This window comes from Chryseobacterium aahli (assembly GCF_022699665.1).
GTDB lineage: Bacteria > Bacteroidota > Bacteroidia > Flavobacteriales > Weeksellaceae > Chryseobacterium > Chryseobacterium aahli.
Window position 1 is genome coordinate 260,464 of the sequence record NZ_JALDNB010000007.1, and the last position, 22,836, is coordinate 283,299.

Consider the following 22,836-nt stretch of genomic DNA (forward strand, 5'->3'; position numbering starts at 1 on the left):
AAATTTTAAACAATGAAATTATATACTACCAAGGTAATCCTTGGCCTATTCCTCTTATTTACACAATTTATCTTTGCTCAAAACCTTCATAAAAGCAAGTTTCAGGTAAAAGGGAACTGCGAGATGTGTAAAGAAAGAATTGAATCTATATCTCTGAAAGCAGGAGCAACTGCAGCCCGATATTCAATTGATTCACAAACGCTCACATTAGAAACATCTGACAATATTTCATCTGAAGATATTCTTAAAAAAGTAGCAGAAGCCGGACATGACAACGAGAAGTTCAAAGCCTCTGACGAAACTTATCAGAAACTTCCAGGATGTTGTCATTACGAAAGAGAAACTCAAACAGAAAAAAATTCAACAGCAGAAAACCATAATCATTCAAAAGATGAAAATGAGTTTTTCGTAAAGGGAAACTGCGAATCTTGTAAAGCCCGAATTGAAAAAGCAGCAAAATCAGCAGGAGCAAAATCAGCGGACTGGAATGCAGAAAAACAAACTGTAACTTTAGATTTTGATTCCTCAAAAACCTCAGCAGACCAGATTTTAAAAAAAATTGCTGAAGTAGGTCATGATAACGAAAAATACAAAACGACTGAGGACGTTTACAAAAAACTTCCGGGATGTTGTTTATATGACCGTGAAACAGCATTTGGAGAAGCGAATGCAAATGTACATTCTGACCAGCCTAATAAAGCCGAGAATTCAGAAAAGCAAGACCAGTCTGATCCTACACATCAACACGAAACAAATGCAAAAAACATTGAAGAAGTAAAGGTATCAGCATCGAAAGCTGCAACTTCTATCAATAAAAAAGAAGCAGGCTTGGTTTTTAATATTAATTCTAAAGAACTACTAAAAGCAGCGTGTTGTAATTTATCAGAAAGTTTTGAAACCAATGCAACTGTTGATGTTTCGTTCAGCAATGCTGTGACAGGAACAAAGCAGTTAAAAATGCTAGGTTTAGATCAAAAATACACAAGCTTAACGAAAGAGCTTTTACCTGAAATCAGAGGTTTGGCATCTGCTTATGGATTAAATTTCATTCCCGGAAGATGGATTGAAAGTATTCAACTTACTAAAGGCGGAAGTACCGTAACGAGCGGTTACGAAAGTATCACAGGACAAATTAATACCGAACTCATCAAGCATTCTGAAAAATCTGAGACTTCTTTAAATTTATTTTCTGATTTTAACGGAAGAGCTGAAGCGAATATTACCCATGTGGAACCAATTGATGATCATTGGACGCAAACTTTTCTACTTCACGGAAACGGTACGTTTGGAGATACAGATATGAATGATGACGGCTTCCTTGACCGACCAAAAGGAACACAGTTGAATGCAGCTTATTTATTGAATTTTAATGATTTAGAACACTCAGGTTTTGGTTCGCATTTCGGAATTAATTTCGTGAAAGATGAAAGAACTGCAGGACAAATCGGTTTCGATAAAAAACTTCCGCAAGACAAACAAAGTGCCTACGGAGTTGGGATTGATATTTCAAGATTTCAGGTTTGGAATAAGACAGGGTATGTTTTTAAAGGAAAACCTTACCAAAGTTTGGGCTGGATGAATCAGTATGTTTATCATCAGCAGGACAGCTTTTTTGGACTGAGAAATTATTCCGGACAGCAGCATACGTATTATTCAAATTTAATTTTTGAAAGCATCATTGGAAATACCAACCATAAGTACAAAACCGGAGCGAGTTTCATGTACGATACATACAATGAAGACTATCTGATAAACAATTTTAAAAGAAACGAAGTCGTTCCCGGAATTTTTGCAGAATATACTTTAACAGGTTTAAAATATACTTTGGTTGCCGGTGCAAGAGCAGACTTTCATAATTTGGCAGGAACTCAGTTTACGCCGAGATTAAATTTTAAATATGATTTCACTCCGCAAACTATTTTAAGATTATCTGCCGGACGAGGTTTCAGAACTGCTTCAGTTTTTGCGGAAAATCAACAGTATTTTGCATCCAACAGAAACATTCAGATTCTTCAAAATGGTGGAGACATTTATGGTTTGAAACCGGAAATTGCCTGGAATTTTGGGGCAAGTCTGCAACAAGAATTCAAGCTATTGGGAAGAAAATCTACTTTGATGGTTGATTTTTTCAGAACAGATTTCCAAGATCAAGTTTTGGTTGACTTAGACCGTTCGCCTCAACAGTTGACTTTCTATAATTTAGAAGGAAAATCTTTTGCAAACTCATTTCAAACGCAATGGGATTTTACTCCTTTCAAAAATTTTGAAGTGAGGCTGGCTTACAAATACTATGATGTGCAGGCTGATTACATCGATGGACGAAGAGATATTCCTTTTATGGCGAAGCACAGAGGTTTTGTGAATTTAGCATACGCCACCAATAAAACCACAAAAGGTGGATTCTGGAGTTTTGATACTACTTTAAATGTTGTCGGAAAACAAAGACTTCCAAATACAGCAAGCAATCCGGCTGAATTTCAAATTCCGACTTACTCAGAATCTTATGCAGTTGTGAATGCACAGGTTTCAAGAAATTTCAACCAGAAAATCAGAGCATATGTAGGCAGTGAAAACCTGACTTCTTACTACCAAAAAAATGCGATTGTAGATTTCAGAAACCCTTTCGGAAATTATTTTGATGGCGGAATGGTGTATGCTCCGATTATGAAAGCAAATTTTTACGTCGGATTGGATGTGAGTTTTTAAGATAAATTAGATTCCCTAATGATATTTTTGTAAAGTGAAGTCCATCAATCATTATAAAATAAAAAAACCGGATTTTATCCGGTTTTTTTATTTTGATACTAAAGCTTTTCTATTTTTTAATAAGCTTAGTATTGTATGTTGTAACTGTATCAGTAATTGTAATTACATACATCCCTTTTAATAATGAAGCAACATTAATTCTATTTCCTTCAAGATTACCTTGTAATACTAATCTACCTTCTGCACTATAAATTTTATAATCAGCTTTACCTTTTAGATTTTTTACTTCTACAAAAGTATCGGCTGGGTTTGGATAAATCTGGATTTCTGATTTATTACCAGCATTATTTTCATTAGTTGATAAAGCTTCTGATATTTTCACAGTAAAATCTCTGAATCCACCAGTGGAAATTACACCACCTCCCTGCACAGGGACAGAAGAAACTCCACAAGGACCTGTTGCAGCATTAAAGAATGTGCTTGCAACCCTCATTCTCAAGGTTTTACCCCCTGAATATGATGTAGTAGGAACTGTAAAAGTTATAGTTCCATCATGGAAGCTCAGCTGATTCGGTACATTAAAAATCGGCACAGCGCTATGTGATCCTACTTTTTCTGAAGTTTCAAAAACTCCGTTTCTGTTGTAATCGATCCAGATTTCCAAAAAGTCACTATACGTTCCTAAATCATGTCCTAGGTTTCTGAATGTTGCCGTATACTGAGTTCCTTTCGTTAGATTAACAATCTTCGTCGCATCTTCACTAAAGTCCAAGTATGTTTTTGCAGCATTTAGCAGATTACCTGAAAAATAAGCAAGGTTAGACAAATTAAGCTGTATCAATCCACTATAATATGCTGCGTTCAGATTATTTCCCCCTGTACTCATCAAACAATAGTCTACTCCTGTTGTTAAACCCTTCGTTTTAAAAGTATAATTTGACGAAAATGCTCCGGGTACAGAGTTTACAACAGCCGCAACCTGTGCTTCATAATTTGATTCATCTTCAAGACCACTAAGTAAAACAGAGCTCGTTGTACTTGTAGAATTAGCCCAATTTGTTTGTCCTACTTTTCTATAATTGATTGAGTATGTTGCACCAGGTATACTATTCCATGATAATCTGGCAGTAGTTTTTAAGATTTCAGAATTTAAAGCTGAGACCCCCGTAGGTGCTGCCGTAGTAGAAGTAGGCGCAGTTCCTACATTGATTTGTGGAGATACTGAATAAAATACATTCCCAATTGCAGTAATTCTAAGCTTAATTGCCCCCATTAAACTTGAAGGCATTTGTGCAGTATAGCTACCATTATTTGGAGTTGAAGCTACTAATTCTGTCCAAGTTGCTCCATTTACAAGATCTGTTGTATATTCGATTTTTACATTAGATACATTATAAGGAGCAGTATTTGTATTAGCCACATCCCATGTTATGGTATTGGATGCATTATTATATAGTACTGAAGAAGAGGTAAGGCCACTAAGTTTAAATGGCCCGTCATTACCCACCGTAACTGTAGTTTCTAGTGATGAAAGCATCGGTCTTAACATATTTTCATCTCTTACAGTAACTGCATAGTTTAAAACTCTAGGAACATATGAAACAGTTTCCCATGTTGATTTGTTGGTAAGCGTACCAGCCATTACGAGGGGCAAACTCGGAAAGTATCTTCTTCCACTTGTTGTTCCAAAGAAAGATCTTGCGATAGATCCTTCTGTATTGTACCCCCAGCCACTGTCACCAGAAATAGAGGCAAGATTACCTACACTATTGTATTGCTCCCAATTATATTTTATAACATCGCCCTGAGCATCAGTTGCAGATGCATCTAAAAAATATGCCGTTCCTTTAGGAATGGTGTATGCAGTAAGTGGTGAAATAGCAGGTGCTGTATTGGTTGTGATTGTTTCTGATGTACCACAATTTGGTTTTGCATCTAAACTATTAAGAATCTGATTGATTGATGAATAATGAAAATATGCGTCAGAATTTAGTTGAACGTTATCTTGAGTGATTCCTGCATACCCCATGATTGTGGTACCTCCCCCGGGTTCAACATTTACTCCGGAACCTTCTGTAGCATGTGAGAACGTATGATTTCCTCCTAGTTGGTGCCCCATTTCATGAGCTACATAGTCGATATCAAAAAGATCTCCTGTTGGATTTGTACTTTGAGTAAATCCAGATCCTTTAGCCAACGAATTATTATTCGCAGGATTTACACAAGTAGAGCCGATTGATCCTGCGTTACCATTACCTCCCGCAGCGTTGAATACGTGCCCCATATCATAATTGCCATTTCCAACTTGAGATGTTAATGTCTGCTGAAGATTTAAGTTTAAATTTCCCGTGTAAGGATCTGCCGCCGGATCCGTGTATATAAGGTTAGGAAGATCCTGAATTATTGCTCTAATCCCGAATTCTTTCTCAAAAACACCATTTACACGTGTCATGGTAGCATTCATCTGAATTACCGTATTCACAATTCCTCCAGAAGGATCAAATTTTTTCGTATATTCTCCTGTAGTTGATAATGCCAACCTATATGTTCTGTATTTTGTGATAGGAGCCCTACTGGTAATTGCTACGTTAGAAAGATTTTTTTTTCCGTTGTTTTCTAGAAACTTAATATCTTTAATGTTTTTTTCTTCCGTAGTACATTCAAATCCGTTATCGCTAGCCGTTCTTTTGGTTTTATAAAACACACCGTAAGTCTGTTTATCTGTCGTGATCGGCTCTAAAAACTGAAATATACCATCTTTAATAATCATTGATTGTATTTCTGTAGGAGCTGTACTAAATCTTACATACTTAGAAGGATCATCAACACCCACACCCACATATGAGCCCAGATGGTACCTTTCTGCCATCGATTTTTCAACAACTGGATCACTGTAAACAGCAAACTTTTCTATTTTGCCTTCGACAGTAGGTAAAGAAACAATAACTGGCTTTGCTCCATTTCCTGTTTCTACAGCATCTTTTAATATATTTCTCAATGAAGACAAATCTACTTTGTAGGAGTATTTGACTTCTACTTCTTTACGTATTTCAGAAATTTTCTGCGAAGCAGGCACCCATCTTTGTGCATTAACAGATGCAAAACCTGCAGCCAAAGCACAAACTAATAAAATTCTTTTTTTCATAAAAATTTATTTGAATCTTTAATAATAATATCGCACATATGCAATATTACAAAAGTAAAAATAAATTACTAAATATAATATATATTTAGATTTAATTAAATTTAAAGGGTACAAAATATAAATTTGCAGTATCAAATAAATCAAAACTCTCATAAAAACAAACAAATCTGATATCAATAATTTAATCTTATCACATCATGCTTTTTTTGTACCTTTCAGTTAAAGAAAATGTATGGTTTTGAAGAACTTATTTTTTGAGGACGATTATAAAAAATTGGGTTTTGAACATTTCTCTCAAAATAATTTTGAAAGCGTAGAACGTCTAAAATCACAACCTTACATCAAAGTTTTGTATTTGCCCGCAGGATATGAGCTTACCGTAGATTTTAATCATTACAAAACAGAATCTCCAAGTCTTTTTTTCATTACTTATCAGCTTCTAGATATCAAAAAAGGAAATGCAGACGAGGCATCTCTTATTTATTATAACAGAGATTTTTATTGTATTCAAATTCATGATAAAGAAGTTGCGTGTGACGGATTGCTTTTTCACAATGTATTCGAAAATCCAAAAGTTGAACTGAGTGATTCTGAAAACCACATCATCAAGAATTTATTTGAAAACATTAAAGATGAGCTTGAGTCTAAAGATTCTTCCTCTGAAGAAATGATAAGAACGTATCTGAAACAAATTATTATTCGTGCCACCAGAAAATGGAAAGTTCAAAATATAGAAACCGAAAATCTAAAGATCAACCACCAGGAACTTGAAGTTTTCAGGGACTTCAGCCGTTACCTGGAAATTCATTACAGAGAAAAGCATAACGTCTCAGATTATGCAGAAATGCTTCATGTTGCACCCAAAACACTGAGCCACAAGTTTAAAAATCTTAATCTGGATTCTCCCAATCAATATATCATCAACAGAATTCTGTTGGAAGCAAAAAGGCTTCTTTTCTATACAGACAAAACAGTGAAAGAAATCGGCTATGATTTAGGTTACGAAGATCCCGCCTATTTCAACAGGCTTTTCACCCAAAAAGTAGGAAGCACTCCAATCAATTTCAAGAAAAATTATTCGTCGGGAAAAAAGTACAATATTTAATGCTTTAAATCTATTTATTGAAGAACTTATACTCCATATCTTTGTATCATCAAAAAGCAATTAATATTTAACATTAAAAAATTCAAAACATTATGAAACGTAACGCAACAGCCGTTTGGAACGGAACCGTAAAAGAAGGAAAAGGTCATTTAACTACTCAAAGCACAACGCTTAACCAAACTCAATATTCTTTCAGCAGCCGTTTTGAAGATGGTGTAGGAACAAATCCTGAAGAATTATTAGCAGCAGCACACGCAGGATGCTTTACCATGAAATTGAGCGCAGAACTTTCTCAAGCCGGTTTCACACCCGAAGAACTGACGACAAAATCAGTAATCACATTAGACCCAAGCATCGGAAAAATCACAAAGTCTGAATTGACTTTAACTGCAAAAGTTCCTGGAATTTCTGAAGAAGACTTTCAAAAATATGCAAAAATTGCAGAAGAAGGTTGCCCGGTAAGCGCAGCTTTCAATTTTGAAATTACTTTGAATGCAACTTTGGCTTAAGTTTTAGATAAACTAACCCGATTACAATATGAAGTCTGAAGATAATTGAATCTCAGACTTTATTTTTAGAATCGAATATACCGATTGGTATATTTTTATTATATTTGCACATCATTTTGTATAAATGTCTAAAGCAGAAAAGACAAAACAGTTCATCATCGAGAAAACGGCAGCCCTGTTCAACAGCAAGGGTTACACAAGAACGTCGTTATCTGACATTTCTGAGGCAACAGGTTTGACTAAAGGCAGCATTTACGGAAATTTCGAGAACAGAGATGAATTGGCAATAGAGGTTTATAAATTTAACTCTGGGCTTCTTGGGAAAAATTTATTGAGGTCTTTTGGCGACGAATTTCCTACTTTACTTGATAAACTCTATGCATTTGTTGCTTTTTACCGAAAAAATTGGCATTTTGTTTTCGCGAATGGAGGTTGCCCAATTATGAATGCGGCAACAGAATCTGATGATACTTTCCCAAATCTTAAAAAACAAGTTGCCATTTCTTTTGAAAACTGGAAGAAAACCGTATCTAAAATCATTTTAAAAGGACAAGAAAGCGGGGAATTTAGTAAAAAAATTAATTCTGAAGAATATGCATCACTCTTCATCATGCTGATTGAAGGCGGAATTCTGCTATCAAAAACTACAGATGATGAAAAATACCTCAATCTTGCGTTAGATAGAGTAATATCAATCATCGATCGGGAAATAAAACAAACTCCATTATAAAATACTGTTATGGATAAACTTGCAAAACTACAGGCATTCATCGGGAAAGAATTTACAGAATCCCCTTCTCCGTTTATGCGTTGGCTAAATCCTATAGTGCTTTCTGCAGAAGAAGGAAAGATAGAATTTCAATATACGGTAAGACCAGAATGGCTGAATCCTATGGGAAATCTTCATGGTGGAGTAACTGCAGCAATTATGGATGATATTATTGGCGCAACCATGTTTTCTTTAAATGAAAAATCATTTATCACTACCATAAATAATGCGATAGATTATTTCTCGACAGCAAAAGAAAACGACCGTATCATTGCGGAAACTAAAGTCATCAAAAGAGGAAAACAATTTGTAAATGCACAATGTGAAATCTGGAACGAAGATAAAACACGCTTAATTGCAAGGGGAACTTCTAATTTATTTAAAATCAATAATTAAACATAAAATCGGCAAAATATTTAGGCACAGTTTTGATGCTATTATTTGACCTTTAAAAAAATATATTTATTTATGAAATCGGCAAGAGTTTTAAGAACAAAAATGACGTCATAAATATTAAAAAACAACAGTAAAATCTATATATGAAAAGAGTTGTCATTACAGGATTGGGTGCAGTAACACCTTTGGGAAACAATGTCGAAGATTTTTGGCAAAACAGCATCAACGGAAAAAGCGGTGCAGATTTGATCAAACATTTCGACACAGAAAAATTCAAGGTACATTTTGCCTGCGAAGTGAAAAATTTTGACCCGAAAGTACATCTTACTCATAATGAAATAAAAAGAAGTGACCTTTTTACTCAATATGCCATGTATTCATCTGCGGAAGCAATTCAGGATTCAGGTTTAGATTTTGAAAAGATGGATCCATTCGATACCGGAGTTATCTGGGGAACCGGACAAGGCGGAATGTGGACCTTCGAACACGAAGTAATGGAATTCGCAAAAGGAGACGGAACTCCACGCTTTAATCCTTTTTTTGTTCCTAAATTCATTGCAAACATGGCATCGGGAATGATTTCTATGAAGTTTGGTCTTCAGGGAATCAATTATACCACAGTTTCTGCATGTGCCACCGGAAATACCGCAATTATGGATGCTTTCAACTATATCAGATTAGGAAAAGCAAAGGTAATCATCAGTGGAGGTTCTGAAGCAGCAATCACACCTGCCTCTGTTGGAGGATTTTCTATCATGAAAGCCATGTCTACAAGAAATGACGATTTTGCAACTGCAAGCCGACCATATGATGCTGATAGAGACGGTTTTGTAATGGGCGAAGGTGCAGGTTCTTTGGTTCTTGAAGAGTACGAACACGCAAAAGCAAGAGGTGCAAAAATATACGCCGAATTAGTTGGTGCCGCAATGACTGCCGACGCATATCATATGACAGCACCTCATCCTGAAGGAGCAGGAGCCATAAAAGCGATGCAATTAGCATTAGAAGAAGCAGGAGTGAATGCCGAAGACATCAATTATATCAATCCGCATGCAACTTCTACTCCACTTGGAGATTTGATTGAGCTAAATGCAATTACTAAAGTTTTTAAAGGGAGTACTAATTTAGATATCAGTGCAACCAAATCGATGACCGGGCATTTATTGGGAGCAGCGGGCGCCGCAGAAGCTATTCTTTCTATTAAAGCAATTCAAAACGGAATCATCCCGCCAACGATTAATATGCACAATATTGATGAGAGAATTCCGAGAGATATCAATATCGTCTTTAATGAAGCTAAAGAAAAAGAAATCAATTATGCTTTGAGTAACGCCTTTGGTTTTGGCGGACATAATGCAACTTTGATTTTTAAGAAGTTTTCTTAAATAAAATAAATAAAAAGCCGTTTCCAGTTGATTGAAACGGCTTTTCTAATTTTCTTGTTTAAAAGTATTTATTTTACTTTAAATGAAATCTGTTAATTTCTGGCGATAATCCACCATGTACCGTCACCGGCAGATTGTACGTTAATACATCTTTGCCCCACCGATGTATCAAGATTGATTGTTGGGTATGCCGCTCCCGAATCTCGCATACTACCTGTGATTGTTCTTAAAGAACCATCACTACAAAGATTTACGATTCTTCCCTTACTGGCAGCATTTGAGACTGGTAAAGTTACGTTACCATTTAAAACCACGGTGTAATCATCTGCAACTATAGTGTTCCCAATTTTAAAATTTGCAACAAAACCCTGCGTTTTTGTATTTCCATTAACCTGGAGCACTGCATCACTGGTTTGAGAAACTACATCAAAAGCGGAAATATTGACTCCTACTTTTCCATTTCTAAGAACCGCAAAAGCATCAGAACGTGTTGTGGCATTACCATTTCCTACTGCAAAAAGCTTTTTGTATCTTAATAGTGAAGAACCCGCTTCTGGAGAAGGATCATCAGTATTATACTCTCCAATTGCCGTCACACCTTGATTTCTCGCAACAGTTCCTAATCCTATTGCAGTGCTGTACTCACCCTAAGCATTGGTTTGAAAACCTATAGATAATGCTGATAAACCTGTAGCATCACTGTCGTTCCCCATCGCAAATGAGTAAGCCCCGCTAGCATTGGTATCTGCTCCCATTGCGAATGAATTTAATCCCGAAGAATTGGCTGCAGCACCAATTGCAACAGAGCCCTGGCCCGAAGAATTGGCACCCTGACCGATTGCCACGGAGTTTATATTTGTAGCACTCGACGAAACCCCTAGTACAAGACTTGAGTTTCCCGACGCAGTATTCGAAGTACCAATGGAAATAGAGGATGTGTTGGTAGAAGAACTTTGTGAACCGATGCTTACCGATCCTAAACCAGTTACTGTATTTAATCCACCAATACCTACAGAGAAATGAGCGGATGATGATGACTGGTTAGAAGCTCCTAGAAGTGTCGAAAATCCCCCTTTTGCAGAATTATATGCGCCTGTAACAAAAGATCCCTGCCCCAAGGCTCCCATTTCTGTAACCGGCAATGATGTAGAAGCCAAGGCAGTTGAATACGTTCCTAGATAAGGAAATGACTCTGTTAAATCGGTTGGATTCCAAGATAAGTCGGCTGCATACTTTCCTAAACTTCCGTAATTTGAAGGGGTTGCTCCAATAAATCGCCATCCAAAATTCACCGGAGACGTTGTAATTCTTTCTAAACCTGTGGGTTTTGTATTGGTATCCACAAATTTCAGCCAAACATTGCCTGGTGCACTGTAATAATAGTGAGCAGGAGAATCCATGTTGATAAAAGCGCCGGTTCTACTTGCTAGGGGTACTGCTGAAGTAAGATAAACCATCATACTGTTTTGATCAGCACTCATTGGCATTCCGGTAACTTCCGTATCCGTAAGTCGGGGAATAAGCAACCCATTGATGGTTGAGGTTGCAACTTTAGAGATGTCGAGGGTAGATTTAGGCGTGGTTGTGTTAATCCCTACCTGTGCATACAAATTAGTTGTACTGATAATCGCTGTTACAAAAATTGTTTTTCTAATCATTTTTTATTGGTTTATAACAAAACTAGCAAAAATAATTATAAATCAACACATCGTGTATAAAAAAACCTTACACTAAGGTAAGGTTTTGATAATTATTTGTTTAAGAAATTCTCAGCCACTCCGAAGACGAAAGGTAGTTTTCATCAGGATAATAAATGAAAAGACAATTTTTCCCTTTGATGGTATTGATGATTGGCTCTGTTAAGCTTCTTGGAATTGCCGGGCAGCCCCAACTTCTTCCGATTCTTTTGTGAGCTGCAGCAAATTCATCACTTACATAATCAGCTCCATGCATCACAACAGCCCTTTTATATGCTGCATCGTTGAAACCTCTGTCCATTCCTAAAAGCTTTAAAGAATATCCGTTATCGCCATTGTAGGTAGATTCTGTGATATAAAATCCCATGCTGCTTTGTAATGAACTCTCTGTATTTGAAAAATTAGTTGCAAACTCTTCACCTGTATTCTTTCCGTGGGCAACCAATGAATTGAAAAGAACTTTTCTTTGTTCAGTATCAATTACCCAAAGTCTTTTGACATTTGAAGATAATGAGAAATCACAAATAGTTAAAAGATGAGCTTCTTCACTCAGTTTTCCGGCTTTTTTAAGATTTTCAAAACCTAGTAGTGCTTTTGCAAAAACATCAAACTGAAGTTTATTGGTATTTTCGAATGAGATAGATTGATAAAGTTCTTCAGAAGAACTCACTTTGTTTGTATTTTTTAGAGATTTTGACTCAATTATAGTTTCTATTTTGTTTGTGCTTTTAGTATTTCTGTCATTATCTGCCTTTTTTGGGGCTAAATAAAAAGAGGTAGAAATCAAATACACAATGCCTAATACGCTATAAAATCCTTTCATTAAATATTATGTTAATTAAAAATTGGTCGAGCAAAATTATAAAAACATAACCGAGTAACAGTTAAAAACTCAAAAGTTTAACTGAATTTAAGAAAGTTTAACTTAATGATTATCTGATACTAAACTCTTATTTTTGAGAATCTGGAACAAATTCTAAGCTTACAGAATTCATGCAATAACGTGTTCCCGTAGGAGCTGGACCGTCATTGAAAACGTGACCTAGATGAGAATCGCAACGTTTACAAACCACCTCAATTCTTTCCATCCCATGAGTTGAATCTCTATTGTAAGCTGTTCCTTCTTTATCAGCTTCAAAAAAACTTGGCCAACCACAAGTTGACGAAAATTTGGAATCTGAACGGAATAAGTGATTTCCACAAACTGCACAATAATATTCTCCTAACTCATCAAATTCATTATATTTTCCGGTAAAAGGTCTTTCTGTAGCAGCTTCCCTTGCGATAGCATATAAATCTGGTGAAAGAATTTTCTTCCATTCGTCGTTTGAAACATGCAGTTTTGTACGGTCAGTTCTTGAATAATATGGATTGTTTTTTGCTTCAGTATTTTCCATAGGAGTAATTTTGACGGGTTTTTGAGTCTGCGAACACATTTGCAGAAAGGTTAATAACAATATGGGAATCAAAAATTTCATGATTGATTTTAAAAACTTCAAGATGAATGCAAATTTTAATCCGCAATGATCTTCAATCTGAATTTATTCTGTTTTCCAATTCCAAATTTACTAAATTTGAGACTATGAATGATGAACTTAAAAGAAAACAACTCAATAAATACAAGGCTTTTGCCACAGGACTTTTTGTTTTGATGGCCATCATCTTTGTGGTGACCACCATTCTTCAAAAAACTCACGACTCTCATTGGATTGGCTATGTTCGTGCTTTTTCAGAAGCAGCTATGGTCGGAGCTTTGGCAGATTGGTTTGCCGTAACCGCCTTATTCCGCCATCCCCTTGGGATTCCGATTCCGCATACAAATTTGATTGAAAATAGTAAAGAAAAGCTGGGTGATAATCTGGGGAGTTTTGTGGTTTCTAATTTCCTTTCCCCAAAAACAATTCGTCCTTATATTCAGAAAATAAAAATATCTAATTTTGTCGGAGAATGGCTCACAAAAGAAAGAAATCAGGAAGCTTTGATTAAAAATCTTTCAGACATTATTTTAGATATCCTCAATAAACTCGATGATTCTGAAGTCAGCCATTTTATCAGCAAGAAAGTCAGCGAAATGACCGATGATATTCAGCTAAACAAAATTTTAGGCAACGGAATTATCTACCTTCTAGATAAAAATGACCATCAGAAAATCGTGACCAATCTTTCAAAGCAAATCAAAGAATATCTGATAGAGAATGATGCAATGATTCAGGAAAGGGTAAAAAAAGGAAGTTATTCTTTTATCCCATCGTTTGTTGATAACAAAATTGCAGAGAAAATTGCGAGCGGGCTTTCGGATTTCTTCCGTGAAGTAGAAGAAGATACGAATCACGAAATCAGAACTTTAATCACAAAAAAGATTTACGATTTTTCTATCGATTTAAAAGAAGACCCGAAATGGAATGATGAATTTAAGTCTATTAAAAATGACTTTCTAAAAACTGACAAGCTAGATGAATATTCCAACGATATCTGGCTTTCGATTAAAAAAACGTTGAGTACTGAATTGCAGGAAGAAGAATCTTCATTAAAGAAATACATCACAAAAAACCTGAATGAGTTTTCTCAAAATTTAAAAACTGATGAAAATCTTCAGAATAAAATCGATCATTGGGTAAGAGTAACCGCTTATAAATATATCCTGAAAAATACCCATCAAGCTGGAAACCTCATCAGTTCGACTGTCGGAAACTGGCAAGGAAAAGAGTTGAGCGAAAAACTGGAACTGGAAGTTGGAAAAGATCTTCAATTTATTCGTGTGAACGGAACTTTAGTTGGAGGATTGGTTGGTTTGATTATTTACACGATTTCGCATTTTTTTATCTAATTTAATCAAACCACAAATACAATCTTTTGTTTTCTCTTAAATAATCCTCAAAATCATTCACAGAATAGTTATATTTATCTGCAATATCGGGACATAATTCAAAGAATTGTTTGATGACACTGCTCATGTTGTCAGGTTTCTGGGTAATTTCAAATTCGCACCAATCATTTCCGGCACCTAAAATCTTAAGTCCTAAATCTTGATTTAATATTCTTAATTCATTGATAAGTTTTTGATTTGTAACTCCATAATTTATTCCATTTGTCTGCATATAAATTAGTGGTTCAAACTCATTGCTACACGACAAAACTGACAAATCAATAATCTCGTTAATATCATCACTCCAATAAATGTCAAGAAATATTCTGTAATTCTTGTCATCTAATTCATTCCTCAGCTTAGAAATAATTTCATATCCATTTTCCCTTGAAGGGAGTTTAAAACTTATTCCGGGAAGTTCAACAATTTTCCCCTGCGGAATCATATTAAAATCAAAACTTTCATGGCTTAAAATAGTAGGAATGAATTCTCGTTTTAGTCTTTTAGGATCAGAATGCGTTTCAGATTGAAGTTTTTTAATAATTTCAATCTCGATTCCTGTTTTTAAGGAAATTGAATAAATATGATTGTATTTGTCAGAATTTTCCATTCAGAAAAGAGTAAAAATGAATCAATAAAATTTATTTCGAAATTCTACTTGCTCTTTTTAAAAGTTCCTGATTAATATCGTTGATCAATTGTGGACCTTCATAGATAAATCCTGTATACAGTTGAACCAAAGTCGCTCCCGCATACAGTTTCTCCATGGCATCTTTTGCAGAATGAATTCCGCCAACTCCAATGATTGGAAATGCTCTATTGCTTTTATCTGAAAGATATTTGATCATTTTCGTACTTCTTTCACGAATTGGTTTTCCGCTTAAACCACCGTTTCCGATTTCTGCTAAAACTTCGGGTGAAGTTTTCAAACCTTCTCTGTTCACGGATGTATTTGAAACCACAATTCCATCGATTTTTGTATCTGCAATCAGTTCGATAATTTCATCAAGCTGTTGGTTATTTAAATCCGGAGCTATTTTTAAAAGTATTGGCTTTTGAGTGGTTTTGGTTTGATTGATTTTCTTTACTTCCGTAATCAATTCTCTAAGATATTCAACATCTTCCAGTTTTGCGTGGCTACCAACGTTGGGACAGCTTACATTCAAAACAAAATAATCTACATAAGGATGAAGACCTTCGAAACAGTCGAGATAATCCTGTGTATAGTTTTCCGGCGTCGTGTTGGTGTTTTTTCCGATGTTTCCGCCGATCATGATTTTGCCTTTGTTGCCTTTTAGTTTTTCAATCGCAGCTTCCAATCCATCATTGTTGAAACCCATTCTGTTGATGATTCCGCCATCTTCGATAAGACGAAATAATCTTTTCTTAGGATTTCCAGTCTGTGCTTTTGGAGTTACAGTTCCGATTTCTACAAATCCGAATCCTAAATCTCCTAATTCGTTGAATAAAACTGCATTCTTATCGAAACCTGCCGCTAAACCAACCGGATTTTTGAATTTCAGTCCGAAAACTTCTCTTTCAAGACGTTTGTCTTCAATAGGTTTTGGGAGGAATAATTTGGTGAGGAATCCGAAATTTTTGAGCATCGAAAAAGTAAAGTGGTGAACTTCTTCGGGGTCAAATTTGAAAAGAATGGGGCGAATGAGCGATTTGTACATTGAAAAAAAGTTTTACAAAAATAATCATTTTCAAATTAATGAATTCTTGATATGTGATAATTTATTTAAATGAAGATTATTGTCGCTCTTAATTTTTTTTAAAACACAAATTGCACAAATTTTTCTCACGAATAAGCACAACGAATAAAATTTAAAATCTACTTAATTTCCAAAATTTACGAGATATTTTTTGACGCAAAGATTTCTATTCTTGATGCAGAATTTTAAGGAGCAAAGTGTAATCGACAAGTCGATTTGATGAAGCTTGCGCATAGCTTAGCGAAGCAAATTTATTTGCCTTTGCTCTCTAAAAATAAAACGTTTGCTTAATAAATTTAAGAATAGGAATTCCATTCAATAATTAACTATACAAACTCAAATCAAGTTTCAAAATATCCCCTACTCTTTTGAACTCATCATCTATCGTTGCATTTACGGTAATTCTTTCGTTAGAAACAGGATGATTAAAAATTAATTGATGGGCATGAAGCGTCATTTTGTTGACACCAAACGTTTGAAGCCATAATTTATTTTGTTTATTGCAACCGTGTTTTCGACAACCCAAAATCGGATGCAAAATATGTTTAAAATGTTTTCTTAACTGATGAAATCTTCCCGTTTCAGGAATCGCTTCAACTAGGCAATATCTCGAAGTCTGATGCTTTAAAAAAGGTAAATCTATTTCCGAAGTCTGCAAACGTTGATAATAAGTGACTGCATTTTGTTTCACTTCATTTTCATTCACTAAATCATAATCAATTGTTTCTTCGTCTTTTGTCCAGCCTCTTAGAATGGCAATGTATTTCTTTTCGACTTCCCGTGAGGCAAACTGGTCACTCATGATTCTCAAAGTCTCTTTATCTAAAGTAAACAACAAGACACCAGAAGTCTTTCTATCTAAACGATGTACAGGAAAAACTCTTTGCCCAATTTGATTTCTCAATTCCTGAATCGCATACGTGTCTGCTTCTCCCGAATAGAAAGATTTGTGAACCAGTAATCCGCTAGGTTTATTGATGGCAATAAGATGTTCGTCGCGATAAAGAATTTCTAACATGAGGCAAAACTAAAGATAATTAGTTTTATAACTCTCTTTTAAAAGTGTAAATAACTCCATAAGAACTTCCTCCATAATCTCTACTTTCTGAAGTCACTAATTCCCAACCTTCGCTTCCGTGCTGATTCAACACTTTATCAATTTCAGCAGGGTCGTATTTTGTTCCCCAAAAACCTTTAGGCTCAATAATAACCGTTTTATATTCAAATTTTTTTCTCATAATAAATTTTTATTTTAAATCTACAATAAATTTTATGAATTTAAATCTGACGGGGACTTGAAATCAATCAGGTTTGTTTTCTATGAACATACTTTCGTTAATAGCCCTGATGGTAACGGCATCCTTTTTTGTGGCGGACGGATTGAAGAGGAGACCGTCACAAAAAAGATATAGTGGACAGCAGGTTCCCGGCTTCTAATAATTTCAGAATTAAAAACTTGCGTTATCTCGTTTCCAACTTGCCACATTTTCACTATTTTTGCACTTCAGACGTAAAAAAATTATGGCAAAGCAAGAAGATGTTTTCAAGAAAGTGATTTCTCACGCTAAAGAATATGGTTTTATTTTCCCTTCTAGTGAGATCTATGACGGTTTATCCGCTGTTTATGACTATGGACAGAATGGTGCAGAACTGAAAAACAATATCAAACAATACTGGTGGAAAGCGATGGTACAGCTGAACGAAAATATTGTGGGTATTGATTCGGCGATTCTGATGCACCCTACAACTTGGAAAGCTTCGGGCCACGTTGATGCATTCAATGATCCTTTGATTGACAATAAAGATTCTAAAAAACGTTTCAGAGCAGATGTTTTGATAGAAGATTACTGTGCAAAAATCGAAGATAAAGAAAATAAAGAAATTGAAAAAGCTGCCAAAAGATTTGGTGAATCGTTCGATAAAGCTCAGTTTGAAGCGACAAACCCAAAAATTTTGGAATATCGTGCGAAAAGAGAGCAAATTCTTTCGAGACTGGCAAAATCTTTAGAAAATGAAGATTTGGCTGATGTTAAAGCATTAATTGAAGAATTGGAAATTGCTGATCCTGATACAGGTTCTAGAAACTGGACGGAAGTAAGACAATTTAACCTGATGTTCGGAACCAAATTGGGTGCGTCTGCAGATTCTGCAATGGATCTTTATTTGAGACCGGAAACTGCTCAGGGAATTTTCGTTAATTTCTTAAACGTGCAGAAAACTTCTCGTCACAGACTTCCTTTTGGTATTGCACAAATTGGAAAAGCATTTAGAAATGAGATTGTTGCAAGACAGTTTATTTTCAGAATGCGTGAATTTGAACAGATGGAAATGCAGTTTTTCGTTGCTCCGGGAACAGAACTTGAATTCTACGAACAATGGAAGCAAAAACGTCTGAACTGGCATTTAGCTCTTGGTTTAGGAAATGAGAATTACAGATTCCACGATCATGAGAAACTAGCGCATTATGCGAATGCGGCGGCGGATATTGAGTTTAATTTCCCGTTTGGATTTAAAGAATTGGAAGGTATTCACTCAAGAACGGATTTCGATTTAAAAGCTCACGAAGAATTCTCCGGAAGAAAACTTCAGTTCTTCGATCCGGAAAGAAATGAAAACTACGTTCCTTATGTTGTGGAAACTTCTGTAGGCTTAGACAGATTATTCCTATCCATTTTCTCTCATTGTTTAAGAGACGAAGTTTTGGAAGACGGTTCGGAAAGAACGGTTTTATCTTTACCTCCGGCTTTAGCACCAATTAAAGCAGCAATTCTTCCATTAATGAAGAAAGACGGCTTAGCAGAATATGCGGAAAATATCTTCAACGATTTAAAATACGACTTCAACTTATTCTACGAAGAAAAAGATGCCATCGGAAAACGTTACAGAAGACAAGATGCGATTGGTACACCTTATTGTATCACAATCGATCACGATTCGTTAACAGATCACAAGGTGACCATCAGAGACAGAGACACGATGCAGCAGGAAAGAGTTCCGGTTTCTGAGTTGAGACGAATAATTGATGAGAAAACGAACTTCAGAAATTTACTTTCTAAAATATAATTACAAAGCCCTGATTTTTTCAGGGCTTTTTTTGATGCTTGGTTTTAAAATTATTCTAAATTTGTTTAAGACCAAATTCTTATGATTATTCTTTTTTATATTGCTCTATTTCTGGTAATGATAGTGATTTTATTCTATATTTTCGGCTACGCTTACCTCTTCAACGGAATTTCTAAAACCTATCTTCGTGGAAAATCGAGTGCGAACATTGATGATGGGAAATTTTTCACCAAAAATATCATTCAAACAACAAATCCTATTCTTTGGGATGAACATCCTGATTATAATAAAAAAGAATTACCTAAAAATATAGTTGGCGATTTAATCCATTCAAATACTGCATCATTTTTGGTCATAAAAGACGGAAAATTATTGCACGAACAATATTGGAACGTCTATAATGAACTTTCGAAAACCAATTCCTTTTCTATGGCAAAAGCCGTTACCGTAATGCTTTATGGTAAGGCTTTGGAAGAAGGAAAAATTAAAAATATAGATCAGAATTTCTCTGAGTTTTATGATGAATTTAAATTGAAACCTTTCGGTAAAGATTTAAATTTAAAACATCTTGCCCAAATGGAATCTGGCTTAATTTGGGATGAAAATTATAAAAATCCTTTTCTGCCGAATGCCAGAGCGTATTATGGAAGAAGTCTCATCAAAGCTACATTTTCAAGAAAATTTAAAGAAAAACCAGGCGAAAGATTTGAATATCAAAGCGGTTCTACACAACTTCTAGGGTTTGCAATAAAAAAAGCAATCAATCAGTCTCTGTCAAGTTATTTATCTGAAAAATTCTGGATTCCTTTGGGAATGGAACAGAATGCCGACTGGAGTGTTGATGAAAGTGGAATGGAAAAAACATACTGCTGTATTCATTCCAATTCAAGGGATTTTGCAAAACTCGGACAGCTGTTTATCAATGACGGAAAGGTGGGTGATGAACAGATTTTAAATTTAGATTTCATTGAACAAATGAGAAAGCCAACCGAAAAATCTGATGAAATTTACGGAATGGGCTTTTGGATTAATAACGACAATCCTATCAAGCATTATTATTTCCTTGGACTTCAGGGACAATACATTATTATGATTCCGGAACACAAAATGGTCATCGTGAGAACGGGAAGTTATAATAATTTGCCCAAAACTGACAGAGGAAGACCCGATCAAGTGAAGTTTTTGGTGAATGAAACGGTAAAGCATTTTGCTTAAAGGTTGAGAACTAAGATTGAGGTTGAAAATATTTTTTTAACCATTAAGATCAATTAAGTTGTTAAGATAAAATTAAGGAAATGTCTAAAGATTTTATTTATTTCAATACTAACTCAGATTTCTTAAAACTAAATCTTTAAAATGTCAATTTTTAAATTGAATTATGGAAAAATATAATCCTTTAGTAGATGAATATATTGAGAAATCGCAGGATTTTGCAAAACCGATTCTACATTATATTCGTGAGATTGTGCATGAGTTTTGTCCTGATGCAGAAGAAACTATCAAATGGAAATTTCCGACATTTATGTATAAAGAAAAAATTCTTTGTTCGATGGTTTCATTTAAGCAATATTGCAGCATGGGATTTTGGCTGCATGATGAAATGCAAACGATAAAAAATCTGGAAACTGACGTTGAAAAAACGAATATGTTCAGTCTCGGCAAGATTACCAAACTCGAAGATCTTCCTTCAAAACCTCAGCTTAAGAAGATTATTCTCGAAGCGATGGAACTCACCGACATGGGCGTGAAACTGAAAAAAGCACCACCTTCAAGCACAGCAATTGAAGTTCCCGAATATTTTAAAAATGCTTTAACCCAAAATAAAAAAGCTCTGGAAGTTTTTGAAAAAGCTTCTCCATCATTTAGAAAAGAATATATTAACTGGATTGTTGACGCCAAAACAGAAACTACAAGAAATAAAAGAATGGAACAAGCTTTGGAGTGGATTGTCGAAGGAAAAGGGCGGAATTGGAAATATGAGAAAAAGAAGTGATTTGGCTAGAAGTTAGATGATGGAAGCTGGATGTTTACAAGATTGAAGACAATTTTAATTGTAAACTAAATTTTTAGTGGAATCTGAAATTTGCTTCAGGAAGCGTATTGTTTTTTAAAAACTCCTCATATTCCGGTGATATTTGTGCACGTCCCCAAGTATTTTTTCCGCTCATGCTTCCCAAACGTACTTTATCTTTTCCGTATTTTTTATTCATCGCATCCATCGCTTTCATCACAGGCAAATGCTGATTTTGCGTGTCTTCTTCAAACAAATTAATCAATCTTTGATCTTCGGGCACAAAATCATTGACGATAACTCCTGCTTTTTTATAATGAAATCCTTCCTCAAAAATAGATTCAAATAATTCATTCACTACTCTACCAATAATGATTGATGAGTTTGTCGGATTGGGCAGAATTTGAGTTCTTGCATTTCTATATTCCGGCAAATCTTTTCTAAAACGATTGGTCTGTACAAAAACCGTAATGATTTTGCAACAGGTATTTTGTTTTCTCAGCCTTTCTGAGCAATACATTCCGAAGGTTTCCACACGCTCTTTTACCTCATCTTTCTTTGTTAACATTTGCATGAAACTTCTTGTAACGGCAATCGATTTTTTAGGGGAAGGAACATCTAATTCCAGCTGACGGATTCCTTTCAGTTCATTAATCATTCTTACGCCATGAATTCCCATAACTTTTCGAACCCACATTTCTGGTTTTTGAAGTAAATCCCAAGCTTTATAAACGCCATTGTCATTCATTTTAGCGCTAAGTCTTCGACCTATTCCCCAAACATCGCCGATGTCGAGCCATTTTAAAGCTTTTTCAATTTTTTCGGGGGTATCTAAAATATAAACACCTTCATTAAATTTCTCTGGAAAATCTTTTACAATTCTGTTTGCAACTTTACATAAGGTTTTCGTGGGAGCAATGCCGATGCTTACAGGAATATTGACTTCATTTTTAATTCTCTCACGAATTTCAAGACAATAATCGTAAACACTGATATATTTAAAACCTGTGAGGTTTAAAAATAACTCATCAATGCTGTAAGTTTCGTATTCTAAAACGTAAGAACTCGCAAGTTGAATCACTTGCTGGCTTTTAAAATTATACAATTCAAATTTTGCAGAGAAGCTTTTTACATCATGTTTTTTAAAAAGTTCTTTATACTTAAATGCAGGAGCCGCCATCGGAATTCCCAAATCTTTCGCTTCTTTACTTCGAGACACAACACATCCGTCGTTGTTGGAAAGTACAACAACAGGCTTGTTTTCAAGTTCCGGATCGAGCGTTCTCTCACAGGAAACAAAAAAATTATTGCAATCTACTAAAGCGTACATGATGTTAAAAATGACTGTTTGAAAGTACAAAGCTATAACTTTTAAAACAGAATATTATGTTTAATTAAACTTTTAACATCACAATTATTTAACTAAAAATCAATCAGTTAAATAATTTAAAACACGTCAGGTTTTG

Annotated in this window: 20 protein-coding genes; 10 read left to right on the forward strand and 10 right to left on the reverse strand. The window is 35.1% G+C overall.

The features are described 5' to 3' along the window. Window positions 1–12: 12 nt before the first annotated feature. Entirely contained in the window at window positions 13–2,706 is a 2,694-nt protein-coding gene (locus MQX03_RS12850) for a TonB-dependent receptor domain-containing protein (protein WP_242803548.1), read from the forward strand. A 109-nt stretch (window positions 2,707–2,815) separates the two neighbouring features. Here the strand turns inward: MQX03_RS12850 and MQX03_RS12855 are convergent, their stop codons facing one another. After that, on the reverse strand, window positions 2,816–5,851 hold the full coding sequence (locus MQX03_RS12855) for a reprolysin-like metallopeptidase (protein ID WP_242803550.1): 3,036 nt from the start codon (window positions 5,849–5,851) through the stop codon (window positions 2,816–2,818). Between the two features lie 238 nt (window positions 5,852–6,089). Here MQX03_RS12855 and MQX03_RS12860 point away from each other — a divergent pair, with 238 nt between their 5' ends. The 5 genes from MQX03_RS12860 (at window position 6,090) to fabF (ending at window position 10,015) form a co-directional block, all read left to right on the forward strand. Next, on the forward strand, window positions 6,090–6,956 hold the full coding sequence (locus tag MQX03_RS12860) for a helix-turn-helix domain-containing protein (protein WP_394801749.1): 867 nt from the start codon (window positions 6,090–6,092) through the stop codon (window positions 6,954–6,956). 92 nt (window positions 6,957–7,048) lie between these two features. Then, window positions 7,049–7,465 (forward strand): OsmC family protein, encoded by a 417-nt coding sequence (locus MQX03_RS12865; protein ID WP_047443176.1) that lies wholly within the window; start codon window positions 7,049–7,051, stop codon window positions 7,463–7,465. 124 nt (window positions 7,466–7,589) lie between these two features. After that, a complete protein-coding gene (locus MQX03_RS12870; RefSeq protein WP_129535271.1) occupies window positions 7,590–8,195 on the forward strand; it encodes a TetR/AcrR family transcriptional regulator in 606 nt (201 codons plus the stop codon). 9 nt (window positions 8,196–8,204) lie between these two features. After that, window positions 8,205–8,630, forward strand: coding sequence for a PaaI family thioesterase (locus MQX03_RS12875; RefSeq protein ID WP_242803553.1), 426 nt, complete (start codon window positions 8,205–8,207; stop codon window positions 8,628–8,630). A gap of 143 nt (window positions 8,631–8,773) precedes the next feature. Further along, a complete protein-coding gene (fabF, locus tag MQX03_RS12880; protein ID WP_242803554.1) occupies window positions 8,774–10,015 on the forward strand; it encodes a beta-ketoacyl-ACP synthase II in 1,242 nt (413 codons plus the stop codon). A 92-nt stretch (window positions 10,016–10,107) separates the two neighbouring features. Here the strand turns inward: fabF and MQX03_RS12885 are convergent, their stop codons facing one another. The 4 genes from MQX03_RS12885 to msrB form a co-directional block, all read right to left on the reverse strand. Further along, window positions 10,108–10,611, reverse strand: a complete 504-nt coding sequence (locus MQX03_RS12885; protein WP_242803555.1) for a hypothetical protein — start codon at window positions 10,609–10,611, stop codon at window positions 10,108–10,110. A 51-nt stretch (window positions 10,612–10,662) separates the two neighbouring features. Continuing rightward, the gene (locus MQX03_RS12890) at window positions 10,663–11,673 is read right to left on the reverse strand and encodes a hypothetical protein (protein ID WP_242803556.1); all 1,011 of its coding nucleotides are present in this window, start codon (window positions 11,671–11,673) and stop codon (window positions 10,663–10,665) included. Between the two features lie 100 nt (window positions 11,674–11,773). Further along, entirely contained in the window at window positions 11,774–12,535 is a 762-nt protein-coding gene (locus tag MQX03_RS12895) for a murein L,D-transpeptidase catalytic domain family protein (RefSeq protein WP_242803557.1), read from the reverse strand. Between the two features lie 127 nt (window positions 12,536–12,662). Next, on the reverse strand, window positions 12,663–13,148 hold the full coding sequence (msrB, locus tag MQX03_RS12900) for a peptide-methionine (R)-S-oxide reductase MsrB (RefSeq protein WP_228446867.1): 486 nt from the start codon (window positions 13,146–13,148) through the stop codon (window positions 12,663–12,665). A 146-nt stretch (window positions 13,149–13,294) separates the two neighbouring features. On the opposite strand from msrB, the gene MQX03_RS12905 reads away from it, so the two are divergent. After that, the gene (locus tag MQX03_RS12905; RefSeq protein ID WP_242803558.1) at window positions 13,295–14,539 is read left to right on the forward strand and encodes a DUF445 domain-containing protein; all 1,245 of its coding nucleotides are present in this window, start codon (window positions 13,295–13,297) and stop codon (window positions 14,537–14,539) included. 1 nt (window position 14,540) lies between these two features. On the opposite strand, the gene MQX03_RS12910 is transcribed toward MQX03_RS12905, so the two are convergent. The 4 genes from MQX03_RS12910 to MQX03_RS12925 form a co-directional block, all read right to left on the reverse strand. Further along, window positions 14,541–15,188, reverse strand: coding sequence for a DUF4253 domain-containing protein (locus tag MQX03_RS12910; protein WP_242803559.1), 648 nt, complete (start codon window positions 15,186–15,188; stop codon window positions 14,541–14,543). 31 nt (window positions 15,189–15,219) lie between these two features. Then, entirely contained in the window at window positions 15,220–16,257 is a 1,038-nt protein-coding gene (locus tag MQX03_RS12915; protein ID WP_242803561.1) for a quinone-dependent dihydroorotate dehydrogenase, read from the reverse strand. Window positions 16,258–16,618: 361 nt separating this feature from the next. Further along, window positions 16,619–17,314 carry a pseudouridine synthase gene (locus tag MQX03_RS12920; RefSeq protein WP_242803563.1) on the reverse strand — a complete coding sequence of 232 codons (696 nt, stop codon included), beginning with the start codon at window positions 17,312–17,314 and terminating at the stop codon, window positions 16,619–16,621. Window positions 17,315–17,339: 25 nt separating this feature from the next. Beyond that, window positions 17,340–17,534: a DUF4177 domain-containing protein gene (locus MQX03_RS12925; protein WP_242803565.1), complete on the reverse strand. Its 195-nt coding sequence runs from the start codon at window positions 17,532–17,534 to the stop codon at window positions 17,340–17,342. A gap of 283 nt (window positions 17,535–17,817) precedes the next feature. Between MQX03_RS12925 and MQX03_RS12930 the strand changes: the two genes are divergently transcribed. From MQX03_RS12930 to MQX03_RS12940, 3 genes are all read left to right on the forward strand, one after another. Then, window positions 17,818–19,359 (forward strand): glycine--tRNA ligase, encoded by a 1,542-nt coding sequence (locus MQX03_RS12930; RefSeq protein WP_242803567.1) that lies wholly within the window; start codon window positions 17,818–17,820, stop codon window positions 19,357–19,359. Between the two features lie 81 nt (window positions 19,360–19,440). Continuing rightward, complete coding sequence (locus MQX03_RS12935; RefSeq protein ID WP_242803569.1) at window positions 19,441–20,574, forward strand: serine hydrolase domain-containing protein; 1,134 nt, start codon at window positions 19,441–19,443, stop codon at window positions 20,572–20,574. A 163-nt stretch (window positions 20,575–20,737) separates the two neighbouring features. Further along, window positions 20,738–21,352: a YdeI/OmpD-associated family protein gene (locus MQX03_RS12940; RefSeq protein WP_242803570.1), complete on the forward strand. Its 615-nt coding sequence runs from the start codon at window positions 20,738–20,740 to the stop codon at window positions 21,350–21,352. A gap of 73 nt (window positions 21,353–21,425) precedes the next feature. On the opposite strand, the gene MQX03_RS12945 is transcribed toward MQX03_RS12940, so the two are convergent. Then, complete coding sequence (locus MQX03_RS12945; protein ID WP_242803571.1) at window positions 21,426–22,700, reverse strand: Y-family DNA polymerase; 1,275 nt, start codon at window positions 22,698–22,700, stop codon at window positions 21,426–21,428. Between the last annotated feature and the right edge of the window lie 136 nt (window positions 22,701–22,836).